Source organism: Chroococcidiopsis cubana SAG 39.79 (genome assembly GCF_003991895.1).
GTDB classification, from domain to species: Bacteria; Cyanobacteriota; Cyanobacteriia; order Cyanobacteriales; family Chroococcidiopsidaceae; genus Chroococcidiopsis; species Chroococcidiopsis thermalis.
In genome coordinates this window covers 62,737-75,211 of sequence record NZ_RSCK01000010.1, presented here as the reverse complement: position 1 = coordinate 75,211, position 12,475 = coordinate 62,737, and the positions used below count along the sequence as shown (strand labels likewise).

At 39.9% G+C, this 12,475-nt stretch carries 8 protein-coding genes; all 8 read right to left on the bottom strand.

Annotation, left to right across the window (positions count from 1 at the left end; translation table 11 throughout):
- Positions 1-70: 70 nt before the first annotated feature.
- The 8 genes from DSM107010_RS09100 to DSM107010_RS09065 all read right to left on the bottom strand — a co-directional run bounded on the left by DSM107010_RS09100 (position 71) and on the right by DSM107010_RS09065 (position 12,404).
- Positions 71-2,269 (bottom strand): anthranilate synthase, encoded by a 2,199-nt coding sequence (locus DSM107010_RS09100; protein WP_106168269.1) that lies wholly within the window; start codon positions 2,267-2,269, stop codon positions 71-73.
- Positions 2,270-2,510: 241 nt separating this feature from the next.
- Positions 2,511-3,686: a GNAT family N-acetyltransferase gene (locus tag DSM107010_RS09095; RefSeq protein WP_106168268.1), complete on the bottom strand. Its 1,176-nt coding sequence runs from the start codon at positions 3,684-3,686 to the stop codon at positions 2,511-2,513.
- 230 nt (positions 3,687-3,916) lie between these two features.
- Positions 3,917-5,266 (bottom strand): polysaccharide pyruvyl transferase family protein, encoded by a 1,350-nt coding sequence (locus DSM107010_RS09090; RefSeq protein WP_106168267.1) that lies wholly within the window; start codon positions 5,264-5,266, stop codon positions 3,917-3,919.
- Between the two features lie 54 nt (positions 5,267-5,320).
- Complete coding sequence (locus tag DSM107010_RS09085) at positions 5,321-6,298, bottom strand: O-methyltransferase (protein WP_106168266.1); 978 nt, start codon at positions 6,296-6,298, stop codon at positions 5,321-5,323.
- Positions 6,299-6,324: 26 nt separating this feature from the next.
- Positions 6,325-7,623: an ABC transporter ATP-binding protein gene (locus DSM107010_RS09080; protein ID WP_127022807.1), complete on the bottom strand. Its 1,299-nt coding sequence runs from the start codon at positions 7,621-7,623 to the stop codon at positions 6,325-6,327.
- Positions 7,624-7,804: 181 nt separating this feature from the next.
- Entirely contained in the window at positions 7,805-8,635 is an 831-nt protein-coding gene (locus tag DSM107010_RS09075) for an ABC transporter permease (RefSeq protein ID WP_015155148.1), read from the bottom strand.
- A gap of 19 nt (positions 8,636-8,654) precedes the next feature.
- Positions 8,655-10,484, bottom strand: coding sequence for a glycosyltransferase (locus tag DSM107010_RS09070; RefSeq protein ID WP_127022804.1), 1,830 nt, complete (start codon positions 10,482-10,484; stop codon positions 8,655-8,657).
- Positions 10,485-10,529: 45 nt separating this feature from the next.
- The gene (locus tag DSM107010_RS09065) at positions 10,530-12,404 is read right to left on the bottom strand and encodes a glycosyltransferase family 2 protein (protein ID WP_106169596.1); all 1,875 of its coding nucleotides are present in this window, start codon (positions 12,402-12,404) and stop codon (positions 10,530-10,532) included.
- Positions 12,405-12,475 lie beyond the last annotated feature (71 nt).

Genomic DNA, 12,475 nt, shown 5'->3' with positions numbered 1-12,475 from the left:
AGGGATAAGTCAAAGTCAAAAGTTAAAAGTTAAAATTAGTTACTAGCTACTCGCAATTACCCATTAACCATTACCCAACAACAACAGATTTTGATGCTTGAAGATTGGCATAGTTGCCAACAATATTTTTGACAATTTTTAAGCCGATGTCGCTGTTTAGGGTCATGATTGATTCGGGATGAAACTGAACTGCGGCAATTGGCATTTCTCGATGCTCGATGCCCATAATTACATCATCATGAGAAATTGCTGTAACTTTTAAATCTGGGGGTAAGAGTTTCGGTAGCGCAAATAATGAATGGTATCTACCGACTTCAAAGGATGTGGGTAAGTTCTCGAACAAATGAGACTCTGAATCTGTAACAAAAACGCGAGAAACTTTGCCGTGTTGAGGATAATTCAGTACTCCTAGTTCTCCGCCAAAAGCTTCGACAATTCCTTGTAGTCCCAAACAAACGCCAAAAATCGGAATTCGTCGATTGACGCAGGCTAAAACTGTTTCTGGAACGCGAAAATCCTTGGGTCTACCAGGACCGGGCGAAAAAACTACCAAATCTGGACGCTCGGTGTCGAAAAATGTTTCGCTAAAGCCGTGGCGTAGCGTTTTGACGATCGCCCCAGTTTGACGAATGTAGTTGGCGAGGGTGTGAACGAAAGAGTCCTCGTAGTCAATCAGCAGCACGTATGGACGCTGTTGCGGGCGATCGCTTATTAATTCTTTTATTTCACTTGACAAATCGTTACCGATTTGCTGGGCGCGGTTGATGGTTTCAAACATGGCAGCAGCTTTCGTAATAGTTTCTTGCGCTTCTGCCTCTGGAATTGAGTCATACAAGACGGTAGCGCCAACTCTGACTTCGGCGATCGCATCTTGCAATCTAATCGTGCGTAAAATCAGCCCTGTATTCAAGTTACCGTTGAAGTTTAACCAGCCAACTGCACCACCATACCAACGCCGAGAACTAGGTTCGTGCCGTTCGATAAACTGCATTGCTGCACGCTTGGGTGCGCCTGTCACCGTTACTGCCCAAGTGTGCGTTAAAAAGGCATCTAAGGCATCAAATTCCGGTCGCAGTTGTCCTTCTACGTGATCGACTGTATGAATTAGATGACTGTACAATTCGATTTGGCGGCGACCGATCACTTGCACCGATCCAGGTTCGCAAATCCGCGATTTATCGTTGCGATCGACATCAGTACACATCGTTAGTTCGGCTTCATCTTTGCGGGAGTTGAGCAACTGACGAATTTGTTCCGCATCTTCAATCGCATCCTGTCCGCGCTCGATCGTGCCGCTAATCGGGCAGGTTTCAATATGCTTACCTTCCACCCGCACGAACATTTCTGGAGAGGAACCAATTAAATATTCGTTACCTAAGTTAAAAATAAATCCGTAGGGACTGGGATTGACTTGCTGTAATGTTTGAAATAATTGAGCCGGAGATGCTTCGCAAGCAGCAAAAAAAGTTTGGCTGGGAACAACTTCAAATAGATCGCCTCTTTGAAAGTATCCTAGTGCTTCTCGTACCAGTTGAGCATATTCACCAGGGGCGCGATCGCAATCTTGGGTTGGAGTTAGATGTTGACCCTTGTAGTCCATAGATTCACCTGTACGCGGTAAACCTCTGGTGCTGCTGTTGTCTATCTCAAAATCATACTGATAGCGAAACGCCGTTTGTTGATAGCGATCGACAACGACGAGTTCATCTGGCAAATATAATACTAAGTCTCGTTGGTCTGTGGGACGAGAATGCAACTTTGGCATTGACTCAAACTGAAATACCAAATCGTAGCCGAATGCACCATACAAGCCTAAGCGATCGTCTTCGCTACTGTGGAAAGTATGTAACAACCGACGAATTACGGTGAAAACAGATGGTTGCCTGCTGCGTTCTTCCTCGGAATATATTCTTTCGGCTAATTTAACCGTGCCAACAATACAATTGTTTTCTAGCTGGACTGTTTCTAATTGTGCGTCTTCAGATAGACGCGCTGCCAAATATGGTAATAAAACCACGCCGCGATCGTTATGCGCCCTCAGAGTAAAAGTATTCTCGCGGGTAGCAAGTTCCAAGGGTGGATTGACAAAGCCAATCGCCCATCGCTTGTAACGCCCAGGATACTCATAGCTACTCGTCAATACCCCTCCCCGCTGAGAATTGAGTTGCAATAACACCTCTGCGATCGCAGAATCGACCGGAATCTCGGTGGTAGAGTAAGAAATGCGAATACCGCCTTCGGTTTTATAGCAATGGGAATCAGGTATCATACGGAGAGCTAAAAGATATTTGGGATGCAAACAGGGATTGATGGAGTGGCTAGTGGCTAGTGGAGCCAGTGGCTAGTGGCTGGATTTTTTTCTAGTCACCAGCCACTAGTCACTCTCTACTGATAACTAACTTTTATTTTGTCCGTTAGAGAAAAGCTTATAAAAATCCAGCAAGCCTTACTATGAGAATTGTTTCGATAGGCTTGCGATTTTTTTCGATCTTGCTAAAACAGGACTTTCACTAGAAGAAATCAGGCATCCAGGGTGATGAATTAGCAAATAAAGCCGTTGCTGTGGCGATCGCTGATTCCGTAGCCTGGAGATATCCCATTTGCTGTAGTTGCTGGGGAGTGAATAAGTTTGTATACAACGGTGCTAAACCGCGTACGTCTAACTTCATCTCACCTTTACCACCTCTTGTCACCTCACCCCGTCCGTTGGCTACAGACAGAATAAACTTGCCCTGATTTGCGTCTAACAGATCGTCTTGGACTTCTAAGTGCAACTCTGATTCGACACCAGAGGGATAACCCCGTGCGGCTAGAGCTTTTTCTACATTAATAATTCGCAATACCCAACGCTCAACAAACTTGGGGTCGAGGGTTTGCTCTGGTAGTAATAAGCTCAAAGATTCAACTACAGAACCTCGCCACTGTACCTTATTGACCATTGAACGATGTTTAGCAAGAAAAGCCCAAAAACTTTTAGCTGCTGCTGTGGTAAGAATAACCCAGTCTCTCACCACCAAATAGGATTCATTTTCTCCTCGGCGTTGCCGAAAGATAATATAACCTTGGGGTTGGTCTAATGAACCTAGCAAATAAGCATAGATGGTTTCTTTTTCATCTGGCTGCATCAGTCTTTGCCAAATCGCTTGATGACGTTCGAGATTACCATTATTTGACTTTGCCTGCTGCTGATAAAGCTTTTGCCATTCAAAGTTCTCTAGTGCTACAGGTATAGCAGGTAGCGGCTGCTCTATTATCTGAATACTCTGAGTTGGAATTTCCCAGCTACAATAGCTTCCACCTTGTTCGTAACCAGCTTTTCTGTATAAGCGTTGCGTAGCTGGATAAAGTACCGAAAGCGGCATTCCACTCTCATGCAGTTCCCGTACTACATTTTGCATCAGAGCGATCGCTGCCCCCGATCCCCGATGTTCTGGCGCAATCCCCACGGCTGCAATGCCTGTCATCGGCACGCAGAGACCACCATACCACTGTCCCATCGGCAGCAGCCCCAAACCTCCCACAACTTCTTTGGCTTGCCGGATAACGCGAAAATTGTCTACGCCAATCCTGTTAAGGTATGGCTCCGTATCGCTGGGAGAGCCGATAAAACATTGTTCGACAATCTGCCCCAGTTGCCGCTTCTCTATCTCATCTGCCAGCTTGCCGTAGGTGAACTCATGAATCATGAGTTTGTTACTAGCCTGCAACAAACTACAATTATACTACATAAGGTAGCAATGCCCATCCTACGTGTATTTCATCGCAATTCTCGGTTGTGTGGATGACATTTGTAGGGGCGCTTTCTCTGTGCGCCCCTACCAGACGTGCATTGCATCCAATTGAGAACCGCTATCAAAAATCAAAGAGCAATGCCCATCCTACGTGTATTTCAAAAATCAAATAGCGATTATATCTATCAACTCAAAATACTTCTATAAGCATCTACATATTCTTGTTTCATTGCTGCATACATCTGCTCTAATTTATTTTCTCCCGATGTATGAGCATTAATCGCTACATTGACAACCTCGGCTAAATCTTTTTCCAATCCCAACTCATCGAGTGATAATACGAGTGTATCTTTGCTCAGAAGTTGCATAACTCCTACTATTTTCTGTTTGTAATAACTTCCAGAGTAAATTCCCACAGTAGGAATATTAAACAGAGCTAGGATTATATTAAAGTGGTAAGCACAACCGATTCCTACACGAGCGCCAGCCAAGCGACTTAAAAAACTGCGCCATCCCTCTTCATAAGGATCGCGAATAACTAAACTATTTTGATAACAGCGATCGAGGATTTCGAGTAAGTTGCGATCGCCTGGACCCGGTTCTCTACCAAAACAAAAGTATTCTGGTTGAGAATTTTGATTATCTAGTAACTGTTTAAGATAGTTCTCTAAACTGATTTTAATTAAATTGTAGTTATAGTCTGGAAAAGATTTCAGATTAATAGCTGTAATAGGATTTGAACTATAATTGTAATTGCGTTGCTCGAATTTTAGCTGAGCGAGTGTAGGCAAAAGCAAAATAACATCGTCGCCTAAAACTTTAGTAGCTACGTTAACTTTCAAATTTTTAATTATCGACAAAGACTCCAGTTCTCTCACAAACAAATAATTAAACTTTTGGACAAAAAGCTTAAAAATTAAGAGACTTGCTCTACTTTTAAAAGGTCCTAAACCCAAACCCGTACCAATAACTTTTAGATGAGGATTGAAACTGCGTGCTAAGCTAATAGTTATGTATTCGTAAATAATCACCTCTAACCAACGTTCGTTAAGATATCCTCCGCCTATGTAGTGAATGACATCTAGTTGCTTTAAAAAATTAATATATTCTTTGGTAAACAGAGCTTTTTGAAATAATTTATATGAAATGATGTCGGTAAAAATAATAATTGCGATCGCCACTAATTGACAAAAGCTGAAAAAACGCGATTGTTCTAACCATTCTCCTCTCAAAACATGTCCGAGGAGTTGGTGTACGACTAAGGGAAATTGAATCGGTATTCGCAACTGTTCTAGTTTCAAGTTAATTCGGTAAATGATATCCGACCACTCTACCGAATGCTTTAACTCTAAATCGCTATCAAATTTGAGTTGCGATCGCGATTCAAAATTTTTCGAGCCATATAATTCTAAATTTTCTCGGGTTAGTCTCAGATGCTTGCTGAAAAATTCTAGAGTTGAGATGAGTAAAAGATCGTCTCCAAAGTTATATAAATTGTAAGCACCTCTGAGATAAATCTTTTTCTTTTGATTCATAAAGATGCTTCCCCCAGTTTATTTGGGGGTTATAGAGGAGCGAATAATAAGAATTTAAAAGATATTATTCTTAATAAAATTACCCAATGGCTTATCTTTGATTCCTTGCCACAAGGCTGTATTTTTTAGCTTGGTACGTAATTCCAAACTTTTATCGTGGCTCACTTTACGAATTACCGCCATACCGTAATTAACTGGACTTGTCTTGACTTCCATTAACTCAAAATGAGGAGAAGTTTTAATGTATTTATCGATAACATATCGAGGACCATCCCAGTTGCAATATTCTGGATAAATGTCATGCAACACGATATATCCGCCAATCGCTACATGAGGGTAAAAAAGTAGAAAATCTTTTTCGCATCCTTCTTTAGTATGATCTCCGTCAATATAGATAAAATCTATAGGTTCGCTCAGAATTTCATGAATTCTTTCTCCTACGGCTACAGAGTTCGATTTATGAAACTTAACTCTATGCGCTAGTTGGGCATTTGCTACAGAATTTTGAGCGTATTCTAGTGGATTAGGTAAGTAGGCACGATGATAGGGGGGAGCGGGTATGATATCCTCAAATAGATCGATTGAATTAATCTTTCCCGCGCCTCCAGTTTGTTCTAATCCAGCAGCTAGCCAAATTGTAGAAATTCCCGTGAAACAACCAATTTCTACTACATTTTTTGGGGCAATATTGCCTGTAAGAGATTTTAAAAACTCTCCTTGCGATGGCGAAACAGAAGCAGGATAAGTAAATTTTTCCCGATACATTTTAACTAGAGTTTCTGCCCACGCATCAGGACTATTTTGTAAGTACTCTGGTATTTCGTAACCGAGACTCTCATCGTTAATACCTGGAAATAATTCCTCAATTAACTGCTGAACTTCATTTTTTTGTAAATACAATTGTCCGCTAATTTGATGTTGCTTTAAGTTCCTATCTGTAGCAATTTGAGCAATACGATCTGGCGTAATTTGAAATCTATGAGATAAGTGTTCGAGCGAATACAGATCGTTCGTGACAGATTCTACAGCCATAGTTATTTTCCTAAGTAAATTAAGACTTAAATTATTTGCGTATTAGAGAAGGTATTAGCCGAAGTTGTAGACCAATCAGCATTAACTAAAAACTTGCAGAGGTTAGGAATACCCGGATTACCCGTACCAAAGAAATCACCTCCATCTACGCTAACATTCGCAGCGTCTTCTATGTGGTCGAGTACTTCTCTATCGGCGTGAGCTAGATGTAATGTTACCCGATACATACCTTGAACTAAAGGAAAATTCTTAACCCGGCATAAAATATAACCTCGGTCGGAATTCAGCGTGAGGTTATGATTTGTAAAAGTACTTTTTAATAAAATGACTCTAACGCCGCGCTCGTCAATCAAATCTACACAAACAACGACGTTATTCAAACGCTCTCCTGTATTATTTGAATAGCCAATTGCAAAATCATAGTTTTTTCCCGATTGTAATGCTGGTTCTTCTTCGCCTTGTTCGTTTAAAAGTTTAAAACTAGAAACTCTTATTCTTCCCGAGCCACTCCGATCTCTTCTTTGACTTAAGGGAAGTTCTTTAGCTGTACCGTAAGCTTTTTCTAGGTAAGCTCTGACAACTTCTTCAGAACTAGCATTTAAACTAACAATACCAGATTCAAGTAAAACACCTCGATTGCAGAGAGATTCTACCGTACTCATGCTGTGACTGACGAATAAAATTGTCCGTCCTTCTCTGGCAACATCTCCCATTTTTCCCAAGCATTTTTTCTGAAACTGCACGTCGCCGACTGCCAGTACTTCGTCTACAATTAAAATTTCTGGTTCTAAGTGAGCCGCAACCGCAAAAGCCAGCCGCACGTACATCCCAGAAGAATAGTATTTAACTGGAGTATCTAAAAATTTCTCGACTTCAGCAAAGGCAACAATTTCATCAAATTTCTGTTTAATTTCAACTCGACTCATGCCTAAAATAGAGCCGTTGAGAAAAATATTTTCTCGACCTGTAAGTTCATGATGAAATCCCGTTCCTACTTCCAAAAGACTCGCGACTCTCCCTTGAATCCAAATCTCTCCTTTGGTAGGTTCGGTAATTCGGCTCAACAGCTTCAAAAGTGTAGATTTTCCCGCGCCATTGCGACCGACAATTCCTAAAACATCGCCTTGTTTCACTTCAAAAGAAACACTTTTTAAAGCCCAAAATTCTTCTTTAGCTAAACTATTAGCTGTAGATTTTGCTAAAAATTTATGTTTGATAGATTTGGCAGTACTAGCGATCGCATCCCGTAAAGTTGAGTTTGGCTGCTGATGGCTGATGAGATATTTCTTTCCTAAATCTTCTACCCGTAATACAATATTAGACACGCTCTCAACTCCTTGGGTTACCTTTCTTAAAATTGCCAGCCTTTGTCAGAGCCGCTTCAGTTACTCCTACTTTAATCAAAAACTATGCTAAGTAGCGGCTCTGACACCCTCATTTAGAGTCTCTCCTTCAATCCCATAAATAGTAAGGCTGGCAATTTTAAGTAAAAGCATGAAACCCCCACTAAATAACATCTGCGAAAGTACGTTCGGTTTTCCGAAAGTACCAAATGCCGCTGGCTAAAAGTACGGCAACTAATATTGTAGATAGAATAAATCCAGGTAAATAAATGGTTGATGTGCCGCTTAACGTTGCCCAACGAAAGCCATCAATCACCCCTACCATTGGATTTAACGAGTATAGCAAGCGCCATTTTTGCGGGATAATGCTACTACTGTAAGCGACTGGCGAAATATAGAAACCAAACTGAACGATAAACGGTACGATGTGCCGAAAATCTCGGTATCTAACGTTTAACGCTGCTAACCACAATCCACCACCAATTGCAGCGGCGATCGCGATCGCCGTAAAAAATGGTAGCGTTAAAATTCGCCAATCTGGGACAAAATTGTACCAAATCATCAACGCTAATAGCAGCATCCCAGAAATTAATAAATCTACGAAACTCACAATCACCGAACTAGCCGGAACAATTGCCCGAGGAAAATAAATTTTAGAGACTAAATTAGCATTATTAATTAAACTGAGGCTAGACTCTGATAAAGAGTTAGCAAAAAACTGCCAAGGCAACATGGCAGCAAATACAAGCAGTGGATATGGTACGCCACCAGAAGGTAGTTTTGCTAAGTTTCCAAAAACAAATGTAGAAATTAACATTGCTAAAAATGGTCGAATTAACGCCCAAGTAATGCCAATCGCTGTTTGTTTATAACGGACTAAAATATCTCGCCAAGCTAAGAAGTAAAATAATTCGCGATAGCGCCATAAATCTTGCCAATATAATGCTTCCGTGCGTCCTGCTTTAATTGTTAATTCTTGCGGTTTCGTCTGCATACTGTCGCTTCTTCATTTCCTATTTTGATTCTTCAAGCTTGAGATATTGTTGCCAAAAACTCATGGAAGTCAATTCAGGCGCAGCAGTTTTCCATTCTCTAACAATCGCCGACCATTTTCTAGTACTTATAATGACAATCTTAAGCCAGCGTATTATTAAGTTAATTCCAATTGGCTTATCTAATTCGTTTTGTAATAAACAACTATTTTCTTCTCGATAAATAGTCACTTTCTTTTTCCTAAAAACGCGACTAATCGTCCCAGCATGAGCGCTGTTTTGCCAAAGCATGACTTCGCCGTCGCTATGAATAAAATTTGGAAGTAAATGACCGTTAATCGTCAATAAACTTGCTAATTTCTGCCAAATTTTAGCTTTCGTTCTGGGTGGACTAAGCTCAGTATCCAGATAATAGTTTGGCTGTAAAGTTTGAGTCTTGTAACTTTTGCTCAATTGAACTATTTCTTGGTGTAATTTTTCGGGAGAGTTCTTTTTGAGAAGATTTGGTCCTTGAAGGTAATCTTCAAAAGCTCTGACTATCATCTCGGCATAATTGTATTCAAATATTAATAGCGCGTAAATTAAATCTTGAGTAAATTTAAACAGCGTGTTCGTATACTTTATAGTTCCATAAATAGTTCGTGCAATCAGATTATTGCGAGTGTAGTAATAACCATCCCATACGATAACTTTGCTATAAAATGGTTCGTGCCAAGCAGCAATAGATGGAAATGCTACAATCTGCTTACCCAGCCGCCTTTTTATCCTGAGACCGAATTCCATGTCATCTATCTTAATAAAGAAAGGTAGGAGAAATCCGATTTCCTTAACAAACTGACTGGGGACAGCGAAAAACCAAAAACCCCCGTAATCTATATCATCTTCTGATAAGAGTAAGTTCAGAGAATCAGTTTTTTGGAGTTCGAGATTGTGCTTAAGAGGAGCAACGCGAAACGGTGCTTTCTTAAAGCTTTGCGGGTCTTTATCGTATGCGGCTCCAGCCTCATATAAAATATGTTTTTTATATAAATCCAGCATACTACCAGCAACAGCAAAATCTTCTTTAGCGTATTCGTAAATGCCAAATAAACGATAGATTGCCTCTGTATCTAGTAAGATATCGTCGTCCATTAATAAAAGATGAGTGTAGCAGTCGGATTGTAAAGCTGTCACCATTCCTTTTGTAAAACCACCACTCCCTCCCAAATTTTCATTTGGAATTAACTGAAGTTTGGTATCAGGGAAATCATCTTCATTTAAGGTTTGACCGTTATCAACTACAAAGATTTGCCAAGACTTATTCGCTAATAAAAGATCTTGAAAAATTGTCTTGACTGTATTTTTGATATATGCTTCTTTTTTAAAAGTACAACTAATAATTGCCAGCGAGATATTTCTCACAGGTTGTTCTTCAGTGACGATCGCTCCCTCTATAAATATGCCGCGATCGCTCAAGCACTGAATTTCTAAATAAATTCTGCCTTGAGGTGTATGACTTTGCTGGAGAGTAGGTAAGGCAATTTTAACGCCATCTGTCATTTGGCACTGTTTGAATATCTCTTGTCCGAGTAATTCTCGCTCTCGTTCGTACCCTTCTCTATAAACTGAAACTTGAAAATCACCATTTAGTCTCAACAAATAGTAAAGCGAATTTAGATTTGTATATTTAGCATAATAGCTTTCATAAAAAGAATTGAAATAAGAGTTAGTTGAAACAATTTCATTCTGCGCCAGAGCGATCTTTCCTGTCTCGCAGTCTACATCAATACCTTCAGTTTTACTGCTGGCAAAGTATAAGTTGAAAGTGTCCTCCGTTTTCGGAAAATTAATACGATTTACTACGTAGTACATACATCCTCTATCGGCTTAGAAATTTCGGTTTTGCTCAAATGAATTTTAAACTACTAAATCCTGATGCTCAGATTTTTCTAAGCTCGATTTTTCTAAATTGAGATATCGCCGCCAGAATTGCAAAGAGGTCAGTTCTCTTCTTGCCTGCTGCCATTCTCTCGTTACCTTCGACCATTCAATTCGACTTTTCATTGCAATTGCAATCCATCGAACTAGCAACTTGATTCCCCTCGATTTGTCAAGCTCATTTCGGTATAAACATTGACCTCCTTCTTTAAAGATGAGAATTCTTTTCTTTCTAAAGGCTCGCGATCGCCGATCTGCATGTTCGGCTGTTTGCCATAGTAATACATCTTTGTCTTGTGTAAAAACGTTAGGGAGAAAATGACCGTTGAGAGTTAATAAACTGACAATTTTCTCCATGAAAGTAGCCGTCGAGTCTTGTTCTGTTTGGCGGTGGGATGGTAAGTTATGATATTGGATATGTTGAGTTTGACAACTACGATCGAGTTTAACAATTTGACTGTGCCACTGTTCGGGATCGGCGTGCTGAAGAATTTTTGCCCCTTGAAGATAATCTTCAAAAGCTTGAATAAGCATTTGAGCGTTTTTATAGTCAAAAACTAACAAACTGGAAACAATAGCTTTCGTAAAATGTGCGATCGCATCTGCATACCTTAAAGTTCCATGCATGGCTTGAACGATCGAGTCGTTCCGGTAATAGTAATAGTTCCAAATTGAAGATTTCGCGAAAAAAGGTTCGTGCCATACCGCAATCCCAGGAAAAGCTACAATTACATCGTTGCCAAACCTCTCTTGAACTCTCAAACAAAATTCAGTGTCATCTACCTTAAGGAATAAAGGTAAGAGTAACCCGACTGATTCAAAAATTGTTCGCGGGACGCTCAAAAAGTAGAAACCTGCCGAATCTATCGGTTCTGTTTCGACGAGTAGATTTAGATTGCTGACGTTTTGCAAGTCGAGATGATGATGTAATCTAACTATATTAAATGCTTGAAAATCTCTATTGTGTAGTGCTTTATTATACAAAGCGCCTGCTTCATATAATTGATGCTTTTGAGATAAATCGAGCATACTACCAGCTATAACTAAATCGTGTTTGGCATATTCGTTTAAGGTAATAACTCGATAAATGGCTTCGCTTTCTAGCTCAATATCATCATCTAATAACAAAATGTGAGAATTGCGATTGCTGCTCAAGGCTTCAACGATTCCTCTCGTAAATCCACCACTCCCACCAATATTTCTCTGACTAATTAATTTTGTTCTGCGATCGCTAAACTCCGAGTGATTCAAAGTTCCAGCATTATCTACAATTAAGATTTCTATCGATTTGCTCTGTAATAATTTATCCTGTAAAATAGTTTTGATGGTTCGTTTAATAAAAGTCTCTTTTTGAAAAGTACAAGCAACAACTGCTAACGAGACTTCGCGTTCTGGTAATTGTGGAGTCGCGAGAAAGCTTTCTCGTAGTTTTCCCGATTGACTCAAACATTCTAATTCAAAATAGATTCTACCTCGCTCAGTTTGTATTTGTTGTAGCTCAGGTAGCTCAATTTCTGTTGCCTTGCCGATCTTGCAGTTGAGAAATTTTTCTCGACTGAGTAATTGACGACAATTTGCTTCAGAGACCCTAGTAGATATTTCTCTATAAACTGAAACTTGAAAATCTCCCTCTAGGTTCAGCAAATAAAAAAGTCGATCTAAAGTCGTGTACTTAGTGTAAAATGTTTCGTATAAAGAATTGAAGTATGAATTAGTAGAAATAAATCCTTGTAGAGCAAACACCACTTCTGGAGTCTCTGCACTATAGTCGATTGCTGCTTTGTCGTTGCATTGTAGATATAATTTAGCAACTTCTGCCGATTTTGGTAGTTTTGTTCTACCTACTATATGCATGAAATCTCCTACTGAGTTTTGATTCGCGGGCTTTAACTCCTGTGAAGCTGGGGGAGGATTGAGTGTTTAAA

Coding starts and splice junctions, on each gene's coding strand:
- DSM107010_RS09100 (WP_106168269.1), bottom strand. CDS start 2,269: ATGATACCTGATTCCCATTGCTATAAAACCGAAGGCGGTATTCGCATT.
- DSM107010_RS09095 (WP_106168268.1), bottom strand. CDS start 3,686: ATGATTCATGAGTTCACCTACGGCAAGCTGGCAGATGAGATAGAGAAG.
- DSM107010_RS09090 (WP_106168267.1), bottom strand. CDS start 5,266: ATGAATCAAAAGAAAAAGATTTATCTCAGAGGTGCTTACAATTTATAT.
- DSM107010_RS09085 (WP_106168266.1), bottom strand. CDS start 6,298: ATGGCTGTAGAATCTGTCACGAACGATCTGTATTCGCTCGAACACTTA.
- DSM107010_RS09075 (WP_015155148.1), bottom strand. CDS start 8,635: ATGCAGACGAAACCGCAAGAATTAACAATTAAAGCAGGACGCACGGAA.
- DSM107010_RS09070 (WP_127022804.1), bottom strand. CDS start 10,484: ATGTACTACGTAGTAAATCGTATTAATTTTCCGAAAACGGAGGACACT.
- DSM107010_RS09065 (WP_106169596.1), bottom strand. CDS start 12,404: ATGCATATAGTAGGTAGAACAAAACTACCAAAATCGGCAGAAGTTGCT.